The sequence below is a fragment of the Diaphorobacter sp. JS3050 genome, from assembly GCF_013154915.1.
GTDB lineage: Bacteria > Pseudomonadota > Gammaproteobacteria > Burkholderiales > Burkholderiaceae_C > Diaphorobacter > Diaphorobacter nitroreducens.
Genome location: NZ_CP053553.1, coordinates 2,400,441 through 2,422,569, shown reverse-complemented (window position 1 = coordinate 2,422,569; position 22,129 = coordinate 2,400,441). Strand labels below are relative to the sequence as shown.

General features: G+C 63.8%; 16 protein-coding genes, 1 tRNA gene, 1 pseudogene and 1 riboswitch. Of the genes and pseudogenes, 10 read left to right on the top strand and 8 right to left on the bottom strand.

The window, feature by feature from the left end; all coding sequences use genetic code 11:
- Window positions 1-25: 25 nt before the first annotated feature.
- A riboswitch (ZMP/ZTP riboswitch) is annotated at window positions 26-185 on the bottom strand.
- A 43-nt stretch (window positions 186-228) separates the two neighbouring features.
- Complete coding sequence (locus HND92_RS11625; RefSeq protein ID WP_011804932.1) at window positions 229-1,068, bottom strand: lytic transglycosylase domain-containing protein; 840 nt, start codon at window positions 1,066-1,068, stop codon at window positions 229-231.
- A gap of 573 nt (window positions 1,069-1,641) precedes the next feature.
- On the opposite strand from HND92_RS11625, the gene HND92_RS11620 reads away from it, so the two are divergent.
- Complete coding sequence (locus HND92_RS11620) at window positions 1,642-5,499, top strand: DUF748 domain-containing protein (RefSeq protein ID WP_253940014.1); 3,858 nt, start codon at window positions 1,642-1,644, stop codon at window positions 5,497-5,499.
- A gap of 264 nt (window positions 5,500-5,763) precedes the next feature.
- Window positions 5,764-8,406: a DUF349 domain-containing protein gene (locus HND92_RS11615; protein WP_253940013.1), complete on the top strand. Its 2,643-nt coding sequence runs from the start codon at window positions 5,764-5,766 to the stop codon at window positions 8,404-8,406.
- A 69-nt stretch (window positions 8,407-8,475) separates the two neighbouring features.
- Here the strand turns inward: HND92_RS11615 and HND92_RS11610 are convergent, their stop codons facing one another.
- Complete coding sequence (locus HND92_RS11610) at window positions 8,476-9,039, bottom strand: Rrf2 family transcriptional regulator (protein WP_011804935.1); 564 nt, start codon at window positions 9,037-9,039, stop codon at window positions 8,476-8,478.
- Window positions 9,040-10,027: 988 nt separating this feature from the next.
- Between HND92_RS11610 and HND92_RS11605 the strand changes: the two genes are divergently transcribed.
- Together HND92_RS11605 and hutG are read left to right on the top strand one after the other, a co-directional pair.
- The gene (locus HND92_RS11605; protein ID WP_011803789.1) at window positions 10,028-11,254 is read left to right on the top strand and encodes an IS110-like element ISAisp4 family transposase; all 1,227 of its coding nucleotides are present in this window, start codon (window positions 10,028-10,030) and stop codon (window positions 11,252-11,254) included.
- 118 nt (window positions 11,255-11,372) lie between these two features.
- Window positions 11,373-12,197 (top strand): N-formylglutamate deformylase, encoded by an 825-nt coding sequence (gene hutG / locus HND92_RS11600; protein ID WP_172209282.1) that lies wholly within the window; start codon window positions 11,373-11,375, stop codon window positions 12,195-12,197.
- A 308-nt stretch (window positions 12,198-12,505) separates the two neighbouring features.
- On the opposite strand, the gene asd is transcribed toward hutG, so the two are convergent.
- Window positions 12,506-13,357: an archaetidylserine decarboxylase gene (gene asd / locus HND92_RS11595; protein ID WP_172207117.1), complete on the bottom strand. Its 852-nt coding sequence runs from the start codon at window positions 13,355-13,357 to the stop codon at window positions 12,506-12,508.
- A 210-nt stretch (window positions 13,358-13,567) separates the two neighbouring features.
- On the opposite strand from asd, the gene HND92_RS11590 reads away from it, so the two are divergent.
- The 5 genes from HND92_RS11590 (at window position 13,568) to HND92_RS11570 (ending at window position 16,624) form a co-directional block, all read left to right on the top strand.
- Window positions 13,568-14,737, top strand: a complete 1,170-nt coding sequence (locus tag HND92_RS11590; RefSeq protein WP_172209280.1) for an HPP family protein — start codon at window positions 13,568-13,570, stop codon at window positions 14,735-14,737.
- A 237-nt stretch (window positions 14,738-14,974) separates the two neighbouring features.
- Window positions 14,975-15,241 (top strand): translation initiation factor IF-1, encoded by a 267-nt coding sequence (gene infA / locus HND92_RS11585; RefSeq protein ID WP_011804941.1) that lies wholly within the window; start codon window positions 14,975-14,977, stop codon window positions 15,239-15,241.
- Between the two features lie 62 nt (window positions 15,242-15,303).
- Window positions 15,304-15,380 (top strand) — tRNA-Pro (locus HND92_RS11580).
- 173 nt (window positions 15,381-15,553) lie between these two features.
- Window positions 15,554-15,706 (top strand): hypothetical protein, encoded by a 153-nt coding sequence (locus HND92_RS11575; protein WP_172207115.1) that lies wholly within the window; start codon window positions 15,554-15,556, stop codon window positions 15,704-15,706.
- Between the two features lie 147 nt (window positions 15,707-15,853).
- Window positions 15,854-16,624, top strand: a complete 771-nt coding sequence (locus HND92_RS11570) for a heparan-alpha-glucosaminide N-acetyltransferase (RefSeq protein ID WP_172207113.1) — start codon at window positions 15,854-15,856, stop codon at window positions 16,622-16,624.
- Between the two features lie 50 nt (window positions 16,625-16,674).
- On the opposite strand, the gene HND92_RS11565 is transcribed toward HND92_RS11570, so the two are convergent.
- From HND92_RS11565 to HND92_RS11545, 5 genes are all read right to left on the bottom strand, one after another.
- Window positions 16,675-17,460 carry a peptidylprolyl isomerase gene (locus tag HND92_RS11565; RefSeq protein ID WP_172207111.1) on the bottom strand — a complete coding sequence of 262 codons (786 nt, stop codon included), beginning with the start codon at window positions 17,458-17,460 and terminating at the stop codon, window positions 16,675-16,677.
- 67 nt (window positions 17,461-17,527) lie between these two features.
- The gene (locus tag HND92_RS11560; RefSeq protein WP_011804945.1) at window positions 17,528-17,806 is read right to left on the bottom strand and encodes a BolA family transcriptional regulator; all 279 of its coding nucleotides are present in this window, start codon (window positions 17,804-17,806) and stop codon (window positions 17,528-17,530) included.
- Window positions 17,803-18,363, bottom strand: a complete 561-nt coding sequence (locus HND92_RS11555; RefSeq protein WP_011804946.1) for a septation protein A — start codon at window positions 18,361-18,363, stop codon at window positions 17,803-17,805. The genes HND92_RS11560 and HND92_RS11555 overlap by 4 nt, the downstream gene beginning before the upstream one ends.
- Complete coding sequence (gene msrB, locus HND92_RS11550; protein ID WP_011804947.1) at window positions 18,360-18,773, bottom strand: peptide-methionine (R)-S-oxide reductase MsrB; 414 nt, start codon at window positions 18,771-18,773, stop codon at window positions 18,360-18,362. The genes HND92_RS11555 and msrB overlap by 4 nt, the downstream gene beginning before the upstream one ends.
- Window positions 18,770-20,257 (bottom strand): YdiU family protein, encoded by a 1,488-nt coding sequence (locus tag HND92_RS11545; protein WP_047351387.1) that lies wholly within the window; start codon window positions 20,255-20,257, stop codon window positions 18,770-18,772. The genes msrB and HND92_RS11545 overlap by 4 nt, the downstream gene beginning before the upstream one ends.
- A 172-nt stretch (window positions 20,258-20,429) precedes the next feature.
- Here HND92_RS11545 and HND92_RS11540 point away from each other — a divergent pair.
- Window positions 20,430-22,066, top strand: a pseudogene (locus tag HND92_RS11540) (3-(methylthio)propionyl-CoA ligase).
- Window positions 22,067-22,129: the final 63 nt, after the last annotated feature.

Below are 22,129 nucleotides of genomic sequence, written 5' to 3'. Positions count from 1 at the left end.
ATGAACTAAGTGTCCCTTGGCAATCAAGGGCTGCCCAGGCGAACGACGGATCGCTGCGGGGCTGGTGCCTGCCGCGCGGCACGCTCCCCAGTGGTTTGCAGAAAAACGCTGTTTCCTGCCGGTGTCCACGTCAGCGGCGGTGTCCCGGAAGACCTCCGCGCCTATCGCCAGTTGCGTGCCCTGCTAGTGTAGCTGAGCACGCCCTTCATCAATGCCAGAGTAGGCCCTTCAGAGGCCGCTCAGCAGGGCCACCTTCTCGCCAGTGGCAGGGGTTGCAGGTGCGGCTTCCGGTGTGGCAGGAGCCTTGGTGGACAGGAGAGGTGGATTCACGGGGCCGGCGGGAGAAACGCCCGTGCGACCATTGGCGACCTGTCGCAGCCGGAAATGCTCCGCCAGTACCTTGGCGGCGTAGCCCCCGTCGTCAGGCAGGTTGGCTGCGCCGACGTAGTAACGCAGTCCGCCTTCCAGCGAGCCGGCGCGCGCGATGCACTCCTGCAGCACCTTCACGCCCACGCGCAGGTTGGCCACGGGATCGAATGCCGCCAGGTGCCCACCAAAGCCTTCGTACTTGTCGGTATGCACGCGCGTCATCACCTGCATCAAGCCTTGCGCACCTACCGGGCTTTGTGCAAACGGGTTGAAGCTCGATTCCACGGCCATGACGGCCAGGATCAAGGTGGGATCCAGCTTGGTCCGCGCGCCGATTTCATACGCCTCGGTGACCAGTGCCGCCAGCGGTTCGGGCGCCACGCGGTACTTCTTGCTGAGCCAGTAGGCCACGGCAGCCTGTTCCCGCGGCAACTCCTTGGGGTTGAGCGCTACTGCCCGCTCGCTTGCGGCAGGCTCCATAGGGAAGCCCACTACGGCTTCCTGGCGGGCCTGCAGCCAGCCCATGAGTTCTTCTTCTCCTGCCTGGCGCAGGTCCGGGCGTGCCGTAAGTGTGATCACGCCAAAGACGACGCCCAGCCCGAGCAGGGCGAAGCCGCTGTGTGTCACTTCCAGAAAACCGTTGATCACATCGCCCGCAAACGTGCGGACGCCGGCAATCACATTTCCTGACGCTGTCATAGCTTTCCTTTCTAAGTCGGCTCCTGAGCGAAGAGCACTGTCGTGGTTGCTCAGGAGTCCGGTCCTGCCAGACGGTGGGGTCTGGGTGGGTATGCCGTTCAGTCCGTTTAGGCGCGTTAGGCCCAGGGGAATCTGTTGACTGTCGTAGCCGAAATCTGTAGTGGCTAGGGTTTTTACTAGGCCTTGGTTGAGGGCTGGCGGATTCTAGGAGGTCTCCAAATTCAAGGTCAATACTAACATTTGAATTTTTTAGAACAAAAAGTTCTGTTATATCTGTGGGAAAGCACAGATTTTTCACGCATGTCCTTTTAAGAAGGGTCTGTGCGCAAGCAATTCGACTGATTAACGAAACAGTCAATTGCATGAAATTTTTCATTGCTAAAAGCTGTTGGAACGCGCGCTCGAATTTGCTATCGTTGAGGTGCCTGAACGACTCAGGCATTCGCCAAACGGGGCGATCAGCGCGATGAATGGCAGACAGTGCCGCATCACATGAGATCTCCTCCAAGGCAACCCCTGGAGGCAATCCCTTGCCTCCTGCGCTTGAGACGATCCTCTCCCAAGCGCAAAAAGATGGCGAAAGACCGTTGTGTCAGCCGTCAAGCCCGGTGTGCGAAGAAGTTCGACACCGGGCTTTCTTTTTTTTTGCGTTTTTTTACCTGCCTGCGTCAGCGCGGGAACGGTCCCATTGCGTTGGTAGCTCAACAGAATAGGTGCCGCGTGCTGCAAGCCATCAAGAACAACCCCTGGATTCGTCGATTTGCATGGTTGGTGCTGTGCTGGGGCGGCGCGTGGCTGCTCGGTTGGCTGGTGGTCCCTCCGCTGGCGCAGTCGCAGATTGAAAGGCATGCGAGTGAAGCGCTGGGGCGCAAGCTGACGGTCGAACGGGTGGAGTTTTTGCCCTGGACTTTGGAGGGCACTTTGCACGGCGTAGCCCTGGCGTCAAAGGATGGCAGTTCAGAGCAGGTACGGGTGGGCCGCATCTATATAGACGCTGAATTGCAATCCCTTTGGCGGGGCGCTCCAGTGATCGATGCGCTGCAGGTAGACGACCCGGTAGTTCGTGTCACGCAATTGGCCCCAGGGGTTTATGACGTGGACGACCTGCTCGCGCTCATGGCGGCAAAGCCGCAGGGCGAGAAATCAGCCACGGAGCCGGCACATTTCGCGCTCTTCAATATCGCATTGAAGGGTGGTGTCGTCGAATTCGATGACCGTACGGTGGAGGTGGTGCACACGTTGCGCCGCGTGGAACTGGACGTTCCTTTCCTGAGCAGTTTTTCTGCGGACCGCGAGGTCAAGGTGACGCCGCGCCTGGCTTTTGAGCTCAACGGCAGCACCTTTGATACCTCAGCGATGGCCACTCCCTTCATGGACGCCAGGCAAGCCGAGGTTCGCCTGCATATTGAGAATTTCGACCTGGCCCCCTTCGGTCGCTACCTGCCGCCCAGCGTGCCGGTGCGGCTCAAGGCGGGGCGATTGGACGCGGATGTTCAACTAGGGTTCGAGCAACGGGAGACCCCTCGACTGCTGATTTCCGGGGATGTGCAACTGAGCGGGGTACATGCCACCGATGCGCAGGAGCAGCCTTTGCTGCAATTCGAGGAAATGCGTGCCGTATTCAAGGAGGCGGAGCCCCTGCGGCGCAGGATCAACATTGATCTGCTGGAATGGCGTGGCGCGCGTGCACATGTACGCCGAAACGAGGCGGGTGAAGTAAAGCTTGCGGGATTGCCACGGGCCGAGAGGGACGAGCACCCAGCGCCACAGACAAAGGAGTCTGCGGAGCCCTGGCGTGTTTATATCGCCAGGGTGGGTTTGCGGGATGGCTTCATCCAATGGACCGATGCCAGCCTGCCGCGGGGGACCGCCGCGTGGGAGGTGGAAGACCTGCAGGTAGAAGCGTCGTCCATTGCCTTGCCGCTGGAACAGCCCATGCAACTGCGTGCGAGTGCTTCCCTCAGGCAGTCTACGGCCGCCGGCAGCAGCGAATCCGTGCGATTGGCTGTACTGGGCCAGGTGAGCGCCTCGCAGGCGCAGGCCGCCCTTTCCATCAAGGGCCTGCCGCTGTCCATCGCTGCGCCCTATCTGGCGGGCGTGCTGCAACCCCGCGTGGAAGGTTCCGTGGATGCGGACCTGGGAATAGCACGGCATGGCGATGTCGTGCTGGCGAAGGTGGCTGCGTTGTCCGTGGATAAGTTGGCGCTGCGTTGCGCCTCCAAGGAACAATGCGTTCCACTGCAGAGCGCAGGAATCAAGGACGCGCCTGCGGATTCACTGGCCGCGTGGAGCCGGCTGGAAGCGGGCAATGCCTGGATACGCTGGCCCCAGCGCGCCGTATCGGTAGAGCGGATTTCGTTGCAGAGGCCGCGCCTGCTGCTGTCGCGCACTCGCACGGGGGAATGGATGTTTGAACAGTGGGGCGTGTCGCACCCGGGGGTGACGGGGCCCAACGCGGACGCTCCAAAGGCTGCGGGTCTTCCCTGGTCCATGGGGCTGGCTTCCCTGGAGATCGATGGCGCAGCAGTGGCTTTGCGCGACGCGGTAGCGCAGAGCGCCGTAGCGCTGAATGTGTTCGATCTGCAACTGCACGCGCGGGATTTCGCTTATGCGGACGGGCGGGTCACTCCCACGGCATTGCGCCTGGAAGGCCGGGTGGGTGCAGGGAGGACCGAACCCGGGCGATTGCGCTACGAGGGCTCGGTGGCGATGGCGCCCGTTCTGACGGCGCAGGGCAAGGTACACGCCCAACACCTGCCGTTGCACGCGCTGGAGCCCTATGTAGGGCAGCAGCTTAACGTCGACATCCTCCGTGCCGATGGGGGCTTCGACGGAGACGTGCGCTATGTCCAGGGGAATGCCGGCGCCACTGTTTCGGTCAAGGGGGATGTGTCGCTGGACGAGGTGCGCGTGCGCGCCAAGGCTGGCTTGGACATGCCTGAGGAGACGAAGGCCGGCGAGCGGAGCGTAGGTGCGCGGGGCGTAGGCGCGCGGGGCGAGGATCTGCTGCGCTGGAAATCCCTGGCGTTGCGCGGGGTGGCGATGAATTTGCAGCCAGACCAGCCTGTGTCTCTGGATGTGAAGGAAACGGCGCTCAGCGATTTCTTCGCACGGATCATCGTGCAGGAAGACGGCCGCATCAATTTGCAGGATATTCGCAAGGCTTCGGCAGCGGAAGACGCGGTTGCGGCATCGAACGCTGCAGCCGTCGCTCCGGCAGCGGCCCCTTCGGCTCCGCAGATCCGCTTTGGTCCCGTGGCGCTGACCAATGGGTCGGTGCGTTTCACGGATTACTTCATCAAACCCAACTACTCTGCCGACCTGAGTGCGCTCACGGGCGGGTTGAGCGCATTTTCCTCGGTGTCGCCGGAGGCGGGGGCAGCGCCGCAGATGGCCGACCTGGAATTGCGCGGTCGCGCCCAGGGGACGGCGTCACTGGAAGTCACCGGCCGCATCAACCCGCTGGTCAAGCCCCTGGCGCTGGATATTCAGGGGCGCATGCGTGACCTTGAGTTGCCCCCGTTGTCGCCTTACAGCATCAAGTACGCGGGTCATGGGATAGAGAAGGGCAAGCTCAGCATGGACGTGGCGTACAAGATCTTGCCCGATGGGCAGCTCATCGCCACCAACAAGCTGGTATTGAACCAACTGGCGTTTGGGGAACCCGTGGAGGGCGCGTCCGCCAGTCTGCCCGTGCGGCTGGCGACGGCCCTGCTGGCGGACCGCAATGGGATCATCGACGTGGATCTGCCCATCAGCGGCTCCCTCAACGACCCCGAATTCCGTCTGGGAGCGGTCATCCTGAAGGTCATCGGCAACCTCATCATGAAAGCGATCACCGCCCCCTTTTCCCTGTTGGCTGGCGCTTTCAGCGACGCGGGCGAGCAGGGTGCGGTTCTCTTCGCGCTGGGCAGTGCAGAACTGGATGAGAAGGCCCGACAGCAACTGGACAAAATCGCCAACGAACTGAACAACCGCCCCGCACTGAAGGTCACGGTCGTGGGTTGGGCACAGCCCGACGCCGAGCAGCTGGCATGGAAACGCCAGCGCTTGCGAGACATGGCCGAGGCGCAAAAGCGCAGGGCAGCCATCCGTGCGGGTGAACCTGCGGACAGCATCGCACCGCTCACTGAGGAGGAATACCCTGCGCTGCTGAAGGAGTTGTATCGCCGGTCCGACATCCGCAAACCGCGCAACTTCGTCGGTCTGGCGAAGGACGTACCCGTTGCAGAGATGGAGGCCCTGCTGATGCACAACCTGACAGTTCCGGACAACGCCATGGCGGATCTGGCCTTGGCGCGAGGGGTGGCCGTGCGGGACTATCTGGCGCAACAGCAAGTCCCGCTTGAACGTTTGTTCGTAGGCGCAAGCAAGCTGCAGCCGGGGGGGAGGGCGATGCGCCATCGCGGCCGAAGGCAGAGCTTTCTTTGAATGCCCAGTGAGGGGCGCGCGGGATTTTGTAACCTCACAGGGTGCGGCTACCGGTACAGTACCGTTCGAATGCGAGCACGGTTCCCGCGCCATCCCGTCTATCCCTCAGATTCCTGATCTGGCGCAGCGGGAAGGCGGTGTAAAACCGGGCGAAAATAGCCGCTTGTCCGTGAGCGATGCCCACCTACTGCTTGCGCTGTTGGCGCAAGGTGGCTCGCTTGCACCTCAATAAAATCCATGTTCCTTTTTTCTTCACGTAGCAAAATGTCCGACGCATCTGACGCGACCCCGGTCCCTGCCAAAACCAGCGAGCCGCATCCCCTTGATGCGTTGACAGGCGGCGCTTTCTCTGCGGCCACGTCGGGTGAACGCTCGGCACGCATCCGTGAATGGTTGTCCACCCAGCCTGGCGTGGAAAAGCTCCAGGAAGTATTCAAGGAATTGAGTGCGCGGGACAAAGGCGCCGCGCGCGCAGTGCGTGAGCGACTGGACGAGATTCGGCGCGCGGAGGGCCAGGAGGCGATCGCCGCCGAATGGGCAGCCAAGGCCGAAGCGCTGCTCGCAGCCGCCAAGCTCAACATTGCCGACGCGCTCGCCTGGCAGCGCGATGCGGCCAAGGCCGGCGCGCCGCTGTCCCGTGAACCTCTGTCGGTGCTCAAACAGCGTCTTAACGAGCGCGTGAAAACCATCGAAGACCTGCAGCATCGTGTTCAGGTGCAGCGCGAAGCCGCCGTTCTGCTCGCGCAGCGCATCGAAGTGCTCTCCACCAAACCGTGGAAGGATGCGCAGTCTGCGCTGGAACTGCTGAACGCCGATGTCGGCCGCTGGCAGGAGCAGGCCCAGGCACTTGCCGACGACAGTGCCTGGCCCAGCGTAGAGGCACGTTTTCCCGCCTTGCTCGATGCTTCGCGCACCCAACTGCTGGTGGTGTGGGAAGCGTTTCAGTCGGCATTGGCGCAGGCTGTCCTTGCGGCAGAAGACCCCTCGGCTCCCCTGCCGCCCGTGCCCGTGTGGTCCGACGAACTGCGCCAGGCGCGCGGGCTACCCCCAGAAGCGGGTGCCGCCGCCAAGACGCCTGCCCCCCGCCCATCCAAGCCGCAGGCGACTCCTGAAATGCGCGAGAAGGCCCTGCAGGCCGTTCAGGAGGCCCTGGCCAAGCTGGAGCAGGAAACCGCGCAGGGCCATGGCAAGGCCAGCGCTGGCGCCGCGACTGCGCTGCGCGCCGTGCTTAAGGTACACGGCAAGTTGATCGATGCCGAACTGGAGCAGAAAGTGCACGCCGCCCTCGTGGCCGCGGGCGAGTTGGAGGGCTGGCAGCGCTGGAGCGCCGACCAGGTGCGCGAGGATCTCGTGGCCCGGGCCGAGGCACTGCTGCGCAGGCCGGAAGGACAGTCCCTCGGTGGGCGCAAGATGCAGGAAACGCTGCGCCAGCTGCGCGAGCAGTGGAAGCAGGCCGACCAGGGGGCGCCGGCCAACCACGCCCTGTGGAAGAAATTCGACGATGCGTGCAATGCCGCGCACAAGGTGGTCGAGGGCTGGCTGGAGAAGGTGCGTGCCGAAGGTGCCGAACACCGTGCGCAGCGGTTGGCGCTGATCGAAGAGGTGAATGCCTGGGCCCAATCGCAGGCCGCTGCCGCTGCGCAGGACTGGAAGTCCTTCAGTCGTGCATTGCACCAGTTTGCCGAGCGTTGGCGCACCGGTGGCCATGTGAGCGAAAAGATGTTCGCTGAACTGCAGCCACTGTGGAAGCAGGCACTGGCGGCTGCCAGCGCTCCGCTGGAGGCTGCGCAGAAGGCCAGCCTGGAGCGCCGCCACGCCATGATCGACGAGGCAGGTGCCCTGGGTGCGGCCCCAGGTCTGCGCATCGATGCCATCAAGGCCTTGCAGCAGCGTTGGCAGGCCGAGGCGCAGGCGGTGCCGCTGGATCGCAAGCATGAGCAGAAGCTCTGGGACGCGTTCCGCAAGCCCATCGACGAGGCGTTCAACCGCAAGTCGGCCGAACGTGAGCGCAGTGCCTCCGAGTTGAGCGCGCGCGACCGGGCCGTGCTGGAGGCATCCAAGGCGCTGGAGGCCGCCAATGCGTCGGGCGATGCGCAGAAGATCCGCGGTGCCATGGCCGCGCTGGAGCGCGCGCTGAAGGAGCCTGCCGGCGAATCGGGGGATTCCGAGAATTTGGATAAAAAAGCCGATCAAACCATTGATGGTCAAGCGCAAGCAGCTACTGATTCGGTAGCAGATCAAAACGATGCGCCGACTTCCAAACCCGTGCCTGCGGCGCGCCCGGTGGTGGCCGTGCGTGGCGATGACCGGCCGGGGGCGCGCAAGGCGGTGCCCGCGCAGCCCACGGTCACCGGCCGTGGTGGCGACCGGCGTGACGGCCGCGGCCCACGGGACAGCGGTATGCAGGGGCGGGGGCGGGAGCGCGATGGTGTTGCTGCTGCGCGAGGTCCGCGTCTGGGTGATGCGGCTTTCCGCGCGCAACGCGACGCCATGGAGCATGCGCAGGGCGCGCTGCGCAAGCTGGCGGCACAGGCCCATGGCGAAGCGCTCACGCAGCTGTTGTCGGCCTGGAGAAGCCGCGACGCTGCGCAATTGCCCAGCGTCCAGGAACTGGGCGGCAAGGTGCCCCCCACGGCGCGCACCGCCTGGTCGCAGGCGCTTGCGGCACCTGCGGCCGGGGGAGCCCCGGAAGCATTGCTGCGGCTGGAGATCGCGGCGGAGGTCCCGACGCCCGCAGACCAACTGGCCGCACGGCGTGCTCTGCAGCTGCAGTTGCTCACACGTCGCAACGATCCCTCGCCGGCGCAAACCTGGACGCAGGATGTGGCGCGCGTGCTGGAAGGCGCCAGCGACGAGGCGGGCGCGCGCCGCCTGCAGAGCGCATTGAAGGTCCTGCTCGGCAAATAGTCGGCGGTGTCGTCGTCCAGGGCGGGCATCCGTGTCGTTCCGGAGAAGGACGCTACGGATGCCGGAGCATCAACTCGTCCGGGTGCGCGGAACGGCAAGCCCCAAGGCAAATACGGAGTTCGGCACATCCCCTGACGGTAGCTGGGTTTTCGCTGCCCGTCGGCCTGTGGTGCTGGCGGGCGGGGCCACTACCACGGCTGCAGAATGGTCGGCATGGCAGGCGCTGGCTTCCCGTTGGGTCAGCAGGTCCGCCACCGTAATGGACTGCAGGTATTCCATGACACGCGAGTGAAAGCTGGCCCACAGCTCGGCCGTCATCTCGCCTGGTGCCGATGCGGTGCCGGTGTCCGTGCCCTTGTCATCGGCGCCGCCCATGTATTTTTCGGAGGCGATGACGATATCGGCCACGGAGAGTTCCTGTGGCGGCCGTGTCAGTGTGTACCCCCCGCCGGGCCCGCGAATGCTGTGGACCAGGCCGGCGCGGCGCAGTGCGCTGAAGATGTCTTCGAGATATGACAGGGAGATGCCTTGGCGGGCGCTGATGGAGGGAAGCGCGATCGGCCGGCCGTGGGAGCGCAAGGCCAGATCGGTGACCGCAGTGACGGCGAGTTTGCCTCGGGTGGTCAAACGCATGGTGCTGTTCCTGAGGGTGGGAAAAGGGCCTGAAGCCATCGGTCCGATGGTCAGGAGGGAAAAGAGGAAGGGGGTTGCACGCCGGAGTTGCGCGGCGCGCCTGTCTTTCGCGTTCGCAGAACGCGTCCAGCCGGGCGCAACCTTTTAGGCGCGAGTAGTCAGGGACCTGGGAGGTTTAGGCTGCTTTTTCAGCACAGGGGAGAGGGCGGCTCTCTCCCATTGCGCGGGGCAACTGAACAAGCCATGGAGGGGCTTGCCGCGAAAGGCGCGTATGTTCTGATCGTCCGGTAGATCCTGCTGCGCGTCCATCAGGCCGTGCTCGCCTTCGGATAACGCGTCGTTTGCCACGGAAGGGTCAGCAGCTATTGCCATTGCGGCCTCGCCTGCTGGTGCCAGCTGCACGGAGGCGACCGCTGGCCGCAGGTGTTCCACGGGTGGCACCTTGCCAAATGCGGAGACACCCACGCTCAGCAGGAAGTGGAGGGTGAAAACCGCAATCAACCATCTCGGCATGGTGGACAAATTATACGGTCGGGTCCTTAAAGCCCTTCTGCAATATATGAGGACAATGGTCTGACTCATTGGCCTTTGGCTACAAGCGCGTGTGTCGTTGCCGGTGCAGCAGGTGGGACGGGATCCCTTGAGCCTCAAAGATGATGCGCCATACTGCGGCCCAGGTTGCGCACTAACTGTCATGACCCTTGCGGTTCACCCTGGATGATGGAAGACACTGGGGGCGTGCGGGCCAGCGCGGGTAGAGGTCGGTCAATTCTTTGATGGCACTCGACCGCGATCGCTAACTTGACCCGCTGCCGACCACTCGTACCCAGGATTGCCTGCGGGCGTTGCCCAGACCCAGCCGGGTCAGAGCGCGCCTGACAGCCCACATTAAAGAGAGCCGCCGGGCTTGCCCGGCAGGCCGTTGGTCGGCGGCACCTTGGCTGGTCCGCACGCTTGTGATTGTCATTCAAGCTGCAGGAGAGCCGCAATGGATTTGACCCCGATGCACAAGCGCGTCATTGCGCTGGACGTTCACCAGGCCAAGATCACGGCCTGCGCCGTTGTCGAACATGACGATGGCCGGGTAGAGGTCACCAAGCGAGACTTCGGCGCCTTCAAACGCGACCGCCGCGCCTTGGCGCAGTGGGCGCTGGAGATGGCCCCTGAGGTCGTGGTGATGGAGAGCACAGGGGTGTATTGGAAAAGCCCGTTTGCGGCGCTGGAGGCGGTGGGCCTTATTGCTTGGGTGGTCAACGCGCGGCATGTCAAGGCTGTGCCCGGTCGCAAGACCGACATGGCCGATGCACAGTGGCTGGCCACGCTGGCGCGTGCGGGTTTGCTGCGCGCCTCGTTCATTCCACCGGTGCAGATGCGCCAGCTTCGCCTGGTAGCGCGCCAGCGGCAAAAGCTGGTGGGCATGTGCAGCGCCGAGAAGAACCGGCTGCACAAGGTGCTGGTGGACGCGGGCATTCGCATCAACGTGCTGGTGGCCGACATCCACGGACAGAGCGCGCGTGCCATGGTCAAAGCCCTGATCGAGGGACAGCCCATGCACGAGGTGCTGAACCACAAGGGGCGGCTGCGAGCGAGCAGGCAAGAACTGTGCGAGGCCCTGAGCACCGAGCAGTTCAGCGCAGTGCACCGCTTTGTGGCCCAGGAGATCGTGCAGCACATTGAGCAGATCGAGCAGCGCATCGCCCGCATGGACCAGTACCTGCTGCAGGGCCTGCAACCCTGGCAGCCACAGCTCAGGCTGCTGCAGACCCTGCCGGGCATCGACGAGCAGGGGGCGGCCATGCTGCTGGTGGAGATTGGTGCGGACATGAGCGTGTTTGGCAGTGCAGAGCGCCTGGCCAGTTGGGTGGGCATCTGCCCAGGCAACAACGAGAGCGCGGGCAAGCGCAAAACCGGGCGCATCCGCAAGGGCAACGCCTGGGTCAGAAGGCTGCTGTGCGAGTTCGCCCAGGCTGCAGCACGAACGCGCTGCGCACTCAAGGCCAAGTTCGACGCGCTGACCATCCGAAAGGGCCACAAGAAGTCAGTGGTGGCGCTGGCCCACAAGATGCTGCGCACCATCTACGCCATGCTCAGCAACGCAAGCCACTACCAGGACAAGGAGGTCGATTACGAGGCGCTGAACGTTCAGCGCAACGCGCCGCGCTGGATCAAAATGCTGCGCAAGCACGGCTTCATCGCCACGCCCGCTGCCGCCTGAGACGCGCTTGCCCGCTGACCATCGGCCTTGGCCAGCCTCAGGTCAGGTGTCGGCACGTCCGGTGGCGGGTGTCTTCCACATTAACGCCAACTGTTGGTTCGCCCGCTTGTCCATTGCCATGAATGTCGTGCCTTCCGATTGTCCCCCTTTCACCTTCCACAGAGGCACCGCGCCACTGCTGGTTTCCATGCCCCATGTGGGCACCCATGTGCCAGACGCCATCGCAAGGCGTCTCAACCCCGAGGCGCGTAGCGTTCCGGACACCGATTGGCATTTGGAACGGCTCTACGGTTTTGCGAAGTCGATGGGAGCTTCAGTACTGGTCGCCACGCACTCGCGCTATGTGATTGACCTCAATCGCCCTCCTGATGACTCCAGCCTCTACCCAGGCCAGAGCGTCACTGCGCTGTGCCCTGTGGACGCCTTTGACAGCACGCCGTTGTATGGAGGCGGGCTTGTGCCGGACCCAGCCGAGGTTGCCGCGCGGCGCGAGGCATTGTGGGAGCCCTACCATGCCCAGTTGCGGGAAGAGTTGAACCGTATGCGCGCCACCCATGGCGTGGCGGTGTTGTGGGATGCGCACTCGATTCGGTCGGTCCTTCCGCGCTTCTTCGACGGCACATTGCCAGACTTGAACCTGGGTACCGCCGGAGGCGCGAGCTGCGATGCAGCGCTGGCGCAGGAGCTGTTTGCCATTGCCGAAACGGCGCCCGGCCACACGGCCGTGCTCAACGGACGGTTCAAGGGAGGCTACATCACGCGCCGTTACGGCGAGCCTGCGCGCAACATCCACGCGGTCCAACTGGAGATGACACAGTGCAGCTATATGCAGGAGGCACCGCCGTTCAACTACCTGCCGGAGCGCGCCGGGCGCATTCAGCCCACGCTGCAACGCATGGTGGAGGCAGCACTCCGGTTCGCGCAGCAACGGTCATTGCGCTGACGCGCTAAGATGCGCGCATGCAGGTTTCCAGTCCCTCTCTCGTAGCGCAAGATCCGGCCGAGGCGCCTTGGGGATGGTCCAGACAATTCCGCATGCCGGTCTTCAAGCCGGGCACCCGGGTGAGGCGAGCCGGAAGTTGGGAAACTGTCAGCCATGTAGCACTGCGGCGCCAGGATCTGGCTGTGTACCTGGTGGGGCGCGCTGAACCCGTGGACCCCCTGGAGCTGGAGCTCGAACCCACCTTGTTTACCACTGCTCGGGTGCCGGAGAGGCACTGAACAGCGGGTATCAACGCACCAATAGGTGAACTAGATGCCGCAGCGGTGCGCCATGGCTTCACCCAGCCGCACGGGCCGCGCTGCTTCCCATCCCGGCATGAACTGCACTGCGCCGCGGGGAAACAGCAGCACGACCGTGGAGCCCAGCAGAAAACGCCCCATTTCATCACCCTGACGAAGCACGACTTCTCGGTCCCCATAATCCCAGCGGCGCGGTTGGCCGGTACGTGGTGGATTGACCTGGCCGTGCCATACCGTGGCCATGCTGCCGACAATGGTGGCGCCTACCAGCACGAGCGCCATGGGGCCCAGGGGCGTTTCGAACAGGCAGATCACACGTTCGTTGCGCGCAAACAGTCCGGGCACACCGCGTGCGGTGGCCGGGTTCACTGAAAACAATGCCCCAGGCACATGGTCCATACGCACCAGTCGTCCATCGCACGGCATGTGAATGCGGTGGTAGTCGCGTGGACTGAGATAGATGGTGGCGAAGCTGCCATCCTGGAACTGCGCGGCCATTTCGGCGTCGCCGCCAAGCAGAGCCGCGGTGGAGTAGAGGTGGCCCTTGGCTTGGAAGATCTGGTCCTGCTCGATAGGACCGATCTGGCTGACCGCTCCATCCACAGGGCATACCACCGCAGCATCGGCAAGCGGGCGCAGTCCAGGGCGCAACGCACGTGTGAAGAAGTCGTTGAAGGTTGCGTAGCTTGCAATGTCCGGATTGGCCGCCTCGCTCATGTCTACGCCGTAGCGCGCCACAAACCGGCGGATCACCGCGGTGGTCAATTGGCCCGCACGCGCAGACGCCATACGTCCGGCAAAGGAGGTCAGGGCTTGTTTGGGTAACAAGTACTGAGGCAGTACGGCGATACGATCAGACACGTGGCGGTAATCCTGGTGATGGAGCCGCATGATTCTAAGGGGGAGGGTGGATTGCGCCCCAGCCGTGCGTCCCGTGCGGTTGTGGATGCCCGTAATGGCACAAAAAACCACATGCCCTGCAAGTTCAGGGCTTGCCCGGATAATGCCCGGCTTCCTCGAGCCACGGCCGCCGCGCCGATTCTCTGCGCGGCTTGGCGCCTTCTCCCATTCATGTCTGCACCCCCATTCCCTCGCACAGACGCTGCGGTAGAGCCGCCGCCGTCAGTCTTGCGGCGCGTCGCTGGCTGGCTGCGACTTTTCTGGCCGGCGCCTGCAGGCGTCAATCAGCGCGAACGCTTGCGCATGGTGTCGGGTATCGCGCTTTGCGTGGCCGTGGTGGCGCTGTTTGCGCATTGGTTCGGGGCTGGCCTGCCGGTCCCGTGGATGGTGGCCTCCCTGGGCTCCAGCGCGGTGCTCATCATTGCGATGCCGTCCAGCCCCCTCGCCCAGCCGTGGCCAGTGCTGGCGGGCAGCGTGCTGTCGTACATGGTAGGCGTTGCCTGCGCCACGCTGGTTCCCAACGTCGCTGTGGCCTGCGGCGCAGCCGTGGGACTGGCCGTGGCGGTCATGCTGGCATTGCGCTGCCTGCACCCCCCAGGCGGGGCGATGGCCTTGTTCGCTGTGCTCAATCCGCAGGACGGCGCGGCTTTTGCGGTATTTCCGGTGCTGCTCAATATGCTGGCGCTGGTGTTGACGGGGATGGCCTTCAATCACTTGACCGGGCGCAGCTATCCGCATGCACAAAGAGCGCGGGGGGCCGCGCATAAGGGATCTGGCGCTTTCATCTCGGCCGATTTGGATGCCGCCTTATCGCACTACAACCAAGTGCTGGATGTCAGTCGCGCCGACCTGGAGGGGCTTTTGCACTTGGCTGGCAAGGCCGCCTTCCAGCGCACGCTTGGCGAGCTGCGATGCGGCGAGATCATGTCATCACCGGTGCATGCGGTGGTTGCCGAGACGCCCCTCAAGGATGCCTGGGCGCTCATGCGCAAGCACGCCGTCAAGGCGTTGCCGGTAGTGGACGGGGCGCGCAGGGTGGTCGGCATCGTCACGGTGGCAGACTTCATGCGCCTGGCCAATCTGGACATGCATGAAGGCATGGGCCAGCGTCTACGCTCGCTCATCATGGGGCGGCCCAAACGTCCCGAGCAAGTGCAAGGCCTGATGTCGTCCCCCGTGCAGCAGGTGCTGTCTGAGCAGCATGTGATGGATCTGGTGCCTCTGTTCTCCGAGGCGGGACACCACCACATCCCGGTGGTGAACGATGCGCAGGAACTGGTTGGCATCATCACGCAGACGGACCTCGTGAAGACCTTGGCTGCCGCGGTTGCCCGGCCATAGGGCCCGGCTTCGACATCGCAGTACAATTCCGCCGCTTATGCACAGCGCTTCGCCTGTCCATTGAAGCCGTTTCCCCGGCCTTACGGCCTCCTGCGCCTTTGGTGCAGCAACTCACCTGCCTGCATTGCACCTTGCTTCGAGCCCCTCAAGGGCCGATGCGGCCCTTGGGTTAGTGGACGCATCGGCTTTTTCCAGGCGCCGCCATAGATAATTGTTATCAAGAGACTGACCACACACATGGCCAAAGAAGAACTGATTGAAATGCAGGGTAGCGTGACCGAAGTCCTGCCGGATTCGCGCTTTCGCGTGACGCTGGACAACGGCCACCAACTCATCGCCTATACCGGCGGCAAGATGCGCAAGCACCATATCCGCATCCTGGCCGGCGACAAGGTGTCGCTGGAGATGTCGCCCTACGACCTGACCAAGGGCCGTATCACTTTCCGCCACCTTGCAGGGCGCGGCCCTGGGCCGGGCACCGGCTCGTCATCTGGCAATCGCTGAGTGTGACAAAGACGCCGATTTTTGGCGGTGAACAGAATCTGGCAGGTTAGAATGCCAGCTGTCGGAGCGTAGCGCAGCCTGGTAGCGCATCTGCTTTGGGAGCAGAGGGTCGCGAGTTCGAATCCCGCCGCTCCGACCAATTGAATCAAGGGGTTAGGTCTATTGACCTAACCCCTTTTGTTTTTGATTTTGCGGACTGTCATGTTCGCTGGCTAGGTGACAGACAATTCCCGCTGGGCTTCCCCGGGACCGTCTTACATCAGTGCCGTTCCTGTCTTCCTAGGATGATTTTTTCATTGCAGGAGCAGAAGCATGTCTGAAGAAGCAGTATTTGGTACGGCGCCTCTTTCCGAAAGGCTGGCGGCAGACCAGAAACAACGCGCACGCGACCGTGGACATTTCAACAACTACGAGGAGCCTGCTATGAATTTGGTGAACGAGCCAACGTCTGCAAAGAAACCTTAATGCGGCGGCGTCGCCGTGATACGCACCCCATAATTTGGCCCCTCCCTCTGGTTGCTGGGTTGTCCTGATCGGCCGAGTACTGGAGAGGGGGATCATTGAAGGCTGGCTTGTAGCGCCAGCCTTTTTCCTGGACTTGTGGGACGCGTTTTGCTGACGATCGCTCAAAAAACTGCCGAGAGACGCCATGACCGACTGGACGCATTGCGCGGGTTCGCCATGGTATGGATGACGGCCTTCCATTTCTGCTTCGACCTCAGCCATTTTGGCTACTGGCCCCAGGACTTCCGGGCAGATCCCTTGTGGACTGTGCAGCGAACCCTCATCGTCAGTCTGTTCCTGGGATGTGCGGGGCTGGCACAAGCGGTGGCTTGGCAACGTCAGGTTGGGTGGGCGCGTTTCGCCCGGCGCTGGAGCCAGATCACGGCCTGTGCATTGCTGGTAACGGTTGGCTCTTTTCTGATGTTCCCGCGCAGCTTCATTTACTTTGGTGTGCTGCACGGCATGGCAGTGATGCTCGTCATCACGCGGCTGACGGCGGGATGGGGCGGGTGGCTGTGGTTGGCCGGGCTGTTGGCACTGGTGTCGCCTTGGGTCGCAGGCTGGGCGCTGCAGGGGCCTCTTTCAGAATGGGCGCCGCTATTCAATGGGCGGGGCCTCAACTGGTTGGGCTGGATTTCGCGAAAGCCTTTTACCGAGGACTATGTGCCGCTCTTTCCGTGGCTGGGCGTCATGTGGTGGGGGATGGCGGCGGGGCAGTGGCTCGTTGTGCGCTCGGACGGCTGGCTGTCCCGCCCGTTGCCGCGTGTGGTAGCGCCCCTGGCTGGTTTGGGACGCTATAGCCTCAGCTATTACATGTTGCACCAGCCCGTCCTGATCGGAGGACTGTTGCTGGCAGGCTGGCTGGCGGGGCGGGCATAAAAAAACGCGGCCCGAAGGCCGCGTTGTCGTGCGCGAGGCGCCTGTAGTGGTTACTCCACCTTGGCCTTGGCGCGCAGGTCTTCCTGGAACTTCGCCAGTTTCTGCTGCTGCAGTTGCTGGGCGATCTGGGGCTTGACCTCTTCCAGCTTCGGCAGCTGGGCTTCGCGCACATCGTCCAGGCGGATGACGTGCCAGCCGAACTGGCTCTTCACGGGAGTCTGGGTCATCTTGCCCTTCTCCAGCTTCACCAGCGCTTCCGTGAACTCAGCCACGTAGCTGCTCGGGCTGGCCCAGTCCAGGTCGCCACCGCGGGCGCCGGATCCGGGGTCCTTGGATTGCTTCTTCGCAATGTCCTCGAACTTGCCACCCTTCTTGATGGCAGCAATGATGGCCTTGGCCTCGTCTTCCTTTTCGACCAGGATGTGGCTGGCCTTGTATTCCTTGCCAGCGTTGGCGGCCACGAACTTGTCGTACTCGGCCTGGATCTCGGCATCGGTCACGGCATTGTTCTTCTGGAAATCCACGAACAGTTCACGGATCAGAATGGTCTGGCGCGCCAACTCCATCTGGGCCTTGTAATCGGCAGAGCCTTCCAGGCCGCGCTTTTGCGCTTCCTGCATGAAGATCTCGCGGGCGATTACTTCTTCCTTGATCTGGTTTTCCAGTTCGGGCGTGACCGGGCGGCCCGAGCGCTCCACCTGCTGCTTCAGGACTTCGGCACGTTCCTTGGGAACCGCCTTGCCATTGACGATGGCGAGGTTTTGCGCGGCAACGGGCAATGCCATCGTGCCCAGCACGGCTGCGGCCACGAGGCCGGACAAGAGCTTTTTCTTCATTGAGAATCCACTGATTGGGAAATAGGCTGCAGACGACTGGCTGCAACGCCCTTGGATCGGGGTTGTTTCAGAGAGTTTCAATGGCAATGGCGTGGGCGCCTTGGTCAATGAAAATCTGCAGCGCATCATACACAAGGCGATGCTGTGCAACCTTGCGCTTGCCTGTAAATAACGGTGACGCGATGCGCACGCGGAAATGGGTGCCAAACCCGGTTCCATTGGCGCCGGCATGGCCTTCGTGCTGCCAGCTTTCGTCCACCACTTCCAGATGGGTGGGCGATAGTGCGGCGCGCAGGCGTTCGGCCATGGCCTCTGCCGTGATAGCGATGGAGGGCGTGGTGTTCATGGTTGCAGGTCCTTGGGCGCGGCATCGCCCTCATCCTTGACGTGGCGGCTCAGGTACAGCGCCTGGGCAATGACGAAGGCGAACATCAGGCCGATGCCACCGAACAGTTTGAAGTTCACCCAGGTGTCCGTGTCGAAGTTGTAGGCCACCCACAGATTGAGTACACCCATGGTGGCGAAAAAGCCCGTCCAGCCCCAGTTCAGGTTGCGCCAGACGGGCGCGGGCAGATCGATCTGAGCGCCCATGAGTGACTGGATGAAGTTTTTGCGGAACACCAACTGGCCGACGAGCAAGGTGCCGCCCATGAGCCAGTAGAGCACGGTGGGCTTCCATTTGATGAAGGTTTCGCTGTGTGCCAGCAGGGTGGCGCCGCCGAACAGCACGATGACGCCCAGGCTCAGCCATTGCAGGGGTTCGACCTTGCCGTGCTTGAGGCGGATGTAGCCGATCTGCACGACGGTGGCGGCAATCGCCACGGCCGTGGCCACGTAGATGCCCCAGACCTTGAATGCGGCGAAGAACAGGATGATCGGAAAGAAGTCGATGAGCAGTTTCATGGCGCCGGGGGTTCAAAATCGAGCGAGGCGGAGTTCATGCAATAGCGCAGACCCGAAGGAGCCGGGCCGTCGGGGAAGACATGGCCCAGGTGGGCCCCGCATTGTGCACACACGGTCTCGGTGCGCACCATGCCGTGGCTGCGGTCCTCGATCTCCCGAATGGCACCGGGCACGGCAAGCGAGAAGCTGGGCCAGCCGCAGCCCGCGTCGAACTTGGTGTCGGAGTCGAACAGCTTGGCGCCGCAGCAGACGCAGTGGTAACTGCCGTCGGCCCAGTGGCCTTCGTACTTGCCGCTGAAGGGCCGCTCGGTGGCCGCGTGACGCGTGACCTGGTAAGCCGCGGGCTCGGCGCCCTTGGCCTGCAGCAGCGCCTGCCATTCGTCTTCGGTTTTCTGGATGGGGTAGGTCATGAGGAACAGCTGATGGAGATGGAGGACGCCCAGTCGGGCGGAAAGCCGGCGTAGGCCTCGTGCCCCGGGTGGTCGTCGAAGGGGCGCGCCAGCAACCTTTGCAAGGTTTGGAGTTCGGAGAAGTCCCCGAGTTTCGCGGCGCGAATCGCCTGTTCGCCCAGGTGGTTGCGCAGCACGAAGCGTGGATTGGTTTTATGCATCAAATCGGCTGCTAGCGCCCATCCATCAAGCGCTAATAGCTCCTTATATTGTAGCAACCAGGCGTCCAGAGCTGCACGGTCCAGGAACAGATCGCGCACGGGTTCGAAATCCTCCGTGGCTACTGCACCGGACAGCCGACGCCAGAAGATGGGGTAGTCCACGCGGTCGGCGGCCAGCAGGCGCAACAGGCCATCGACCCATGCGGCGTCGCCTTCGCGCGCCTGCTGCAGGCCGAGCTTGGCGCGTATGCGCGCCAGGAACTGCCGGCCAAAGCTGCCTTCGTACGACTGCAGCGCGGCGCGCGCCGTGTCCACCTCGCCGATCAGCGGCAGCAGCGCCTGGGCCAGACACAACAGGTTCCAGTACGCCACGCTGGGCTGGCGGTCGAAGGCGTAGCGGCCGCGTACGTCGCTGTGATTGCAGATGTGTCCGGGGTCGAAAGCATCCAGAAACTGGAAAGGCCCGTAGTCCATCGTGAGGCCCAGGATGCTCATGTTGTCGGTGTTCATGACGCCATGGCAAAAACCCACGGCCTGCCATTGCGCCAGCAGTGCAGCGGTGCGCTCGCTCACGGCATGCAGCAGTGCGGCGTAGGCGTTGCCTTCCCATTCCTGCGAGCGGCGGCAGTCGGGGTAGTAGCGGTCGATCACGTAGTCGGCCAGGGCGCGCAGCTCGGCTTCCTGGCCGCGCGCCGCGAAGTGCTCGAAGTGGCCGAAACGGATGAAGCTGGGCGCTACGCGCGTGACCACGGCGGCGGTTTCCACCTCCTCGCGCTGCACGGGCGCGGGCGAACCGGTCACGCACAGCGCGCGCGTGGTCGGTATGCCCAGCGCATGCATGGCTTCGCTGCACAGGAATTCGCGGATCGACGATCGCAGCACGGCGCGGCCGTCGCCCATGCGCGAATAGGGCGTGCGCCCGCTACCCTTGAGCTGCACCTCTTGGCCCGTGGCGGTTTCGCCCAGCAGGATGGCACGGCCATCGCCCAACTGGCCGGCCCACACGCCGAACTGGTGGCCGCTGTACACGCTGGCCAGCGGCTGGCTGCCGGGCAGCAGGGCGTTGCCCGTGAAGGCCTGCAGTGCGTCGTCGCGCTGCTGCCAGGCTTCGGGCAGGCCCAGCAAGGCGCCCACCTCGGCGCTGGTGCCCACCCAGTGAGGCTGGGGCAGGGGAGTGGGGCGCAGCGGCGTGAAGAAGGCCGAGCCCAGCGCGGCGAAGCCCGGCTGCCAGGCGGGCACCAGTGGCGCGACCGGGGTAGCGTCAGGGGTGGGGGCAAACGTCATGCGGGGATTGTCCCCCGGGCCCCTATGCCCCGCCCTGGGCCAAGGCCTTGTGCGCGGGGGCCGGCGCGAACGTGGGATTTCTCCGGATGGCTCCGTGGCTGGAAAGCCCCATGTTCCCCGCTACGATGGCGCAGTCTTCGTACACCCACAATTCATTACCAAAGGAGCATCCATGCTGGGCCTGATGCAGAGCCAACCTCTCTTGATTTCCTCGTTGATCTCGTTCGCCGAGCGTCACCATGGCGACGGGGAAATCGTCTCGCGCCGCGTGGAGGGGGACATCCATCGCTACACCTATCGCGACCTGGCCCGGCGTTCGCGCCAACTGGCCAATGCCCTGGATGCGCTGGGCCTGCAGTTCAGCGACCGCGTGGCCTCGCTCGCCTGGAATGGCTACCGCCACATGGAGATGTACTTCGGCGTGAGCGGCTCGGGCCGCGTGCTGCACACCATCAACCCGCGCCTGCACCCTGACCAGATCGCCTGGATCGTGAACCATGCCGAGGACCAGGTGCTGTGCTTCGACATGACCTTCCTGCCGCTGGTGCAGGCCGTGCATGCCAAGTGCCCCACGGTCAAGAAATGGGTGGTGCTGTGCGACAGCGACAAGCTGCCTGCGGACTCGGGCATCCCCGGCCTTACCAGCTATGAAGACTGGATCGGCGGCGCGTCGGCCGAATACCAGTGGCCCACGTTCGACGAGAACTCAGCGTCCAGCATGTGCTACACCAGCGGCACCACGGGCAACCCCAAGGCGGCGCTGTACAGCCACCGCTCCACCACGCTGCATGCCTATGCCGCTGCGCTGCCCGATGTGATGAACCTCTCGGCGCGCGACGCGGTGCTGCCCGTGGTGCCGATGTTCCACGTCAACGCCTGGGGTATCCCGTACTCGGCGGCCCTCACGGGCTGCAAGGTGGTCTTCCCCGGCCCGGCGCTGGACGGCAAGTCGGTCCATGACCTCATCGAGGCCGAGGGCGTGACCTTTGCCGCGGGCGTGCCCACCGTGTGGCAGATGCTGCTCAACCATGTGAAGTCCGCGGGCCTGAAGTTCAGCACCCTGCGCCGCACGGTCATCGGCGGGTCGGCCTGCCCGCCCGCCATGATCACGGCCTTCCAGGACGAGTACGGCGTGTCCGTGCTGCACGCCTGGGGCATGACCGAGATGAGCCCGCTGGGCACGCTGTGCACGCTCAAGAACAAGCACCTGCAGATGGGCAAGGACGAGCAGATGCACATCCTGCAAAAGCAGGGCCGTGCCATCTATGGCGTGGACATGAAGATCGTCGGCGCCGATGGCCAGGAGCAGCCCTGGGACGGCAGAGCTATGGCGACCTGCTGGTACGCGGCCCCTGGATCCTGGACAGCTACTACAAGGGCGAGAGCCCGCTCGTCAAGGACGAGCAGGGCCGGGGCTGGTTCCCCACGGGCGACGTGGCCACCATCGACCCGGATGGCTTCATGCAGATCACCGACCGCAGCAAGGATGTGATCAAGTCCGGCGGCGAGTGGATCAGCTCCATCGACATCGAGAACATCGCCATGGCGCACCCCGCCGTGGCGATGGCGGCCTGTGTCGGCATGCCGCACCCCAAGTGGGATGAACGCCCGATCGTCGTGGTGGCCCTGCGTCCGGGCGCCCAGGTCACGCGCGAGGAACTGCTCAAGTTCTACGAGGGCAAGACCGCCAAGTGGCAGATCCCCGATGACGTGGTGTTCGTCGATGCGATCCCGCTGGGCGCCACCGGCAAGATGCTCAAGACCCGCCTGCGCGAGCAACTGGCGGGCTACCAGTTGCCCGGCCTGTGAGCGCGCCGGCCGGTGCGCAAGGGACTGTTCCTGCGCGCCGGTCACATGGGTGATAGCTGCTAG

Excerpts from the sequence above, each read along its gene's own strand:
- HND92_RS11615 (WP_253940013.1), top strand. The coding sequence starts at position 5,764 with ATGTCCGACGCATCTGACGCGACCCCGGTCCCTGCCAAAACCAGCGAG.
- HND92_RS11560 (WP_011804945.1), bottom strand. The coding sequence starts at position 17,806 with ATGAACACCACGCCCTCCATCGCTATCACGGCAGAGGCCATGGCCGAA.
- HND92_RS11620 (WP_253940014.1), top strand. The coding sequence starts at position 1,642 with ATGGCGAAAGACCGTTGTGTCAGCCGTCAAGCCCGGTGTGCGAAGAAG.
- HND92_RS11590 (WP_172209280.1), top strand. The coding sequence starts at position 13,568 with ATGTCTGCACCCCCATTCCCTCGCACAGACGCTGCGGTAGAGCCGCCG.
- HND92_RS11625 (WP_011804932.1), bottom strand. The coding sequence starts at position 1,068 with ATGACAGCGTCAGGAAATGTGATTGCCGGCGTCCGCACGTTTGCGGGC.
- msrB (WP_011804947.1), bottom strand. The coding sequence starts at position 18,773 with ATGACCTACCCCATCCAGAAAACCGAAGACGAATGGCAGGCGCTGCTG.
- HND92_RS11545 (WP_047351387.1), bottom strand. The coding sequence starts at position 20,257 with ATGACGTTTGCCCCCACCCCTGACGCTACCCCGGTCGCGCCACTGGTG.
- HND92_RS11605 (WP_011803789.1), top strand. The coding sequence starts at position 10,028 with ATGGATTTGACCCCGATGCACAAGCGCGTCATTGCGCTGGACGTTCAC.
- hutG (WP_172209282.1), top strand. The coding sequence starts at position 11,373 with ATGAATGTCGTGCCTTCCGATTGTCCCCCTTTCACCTTCCACAGAGGC.
- HND92_RS11555 (WP_011804946.1), bottom strand. The coding sequence starts at position 18,363 with ATGAAACTGCTCATCGACTTCTTTCCGATCATCCTGTTCTTCGCCGCA.
- HND92_RS11565 (WP_172207111.1), bottom strand. The coding sequence starts at position 17,460 with ATGAAGAAAAAGCTCTTGTCCGGCCTCGTGGCCGCAGCCGTGCTGGGC.
- HND92_RS11610 (WP_011804935.1), bottom strand. The coding sequence starts at position 9,039 with ATGCGTTTGACCACCCGAGGCAAACTCGCCGTCACTGCGGTCACCGAT.
- HND92_RS11575 (WP_172207115.1), top strand. The coding sequence starts at position 15,554 with ATGTCTGAAGAAGCAGTATTTGGTACGGCGCCTCTTTCCGAAAGGCTG.
- infA (WP_011804941.1), top strand. The coding sequence starts at position 14,975 with ATGGCCAAAGAAGAACTGATTGAAATGCAGGGTAGCGTGACCGAAGTC.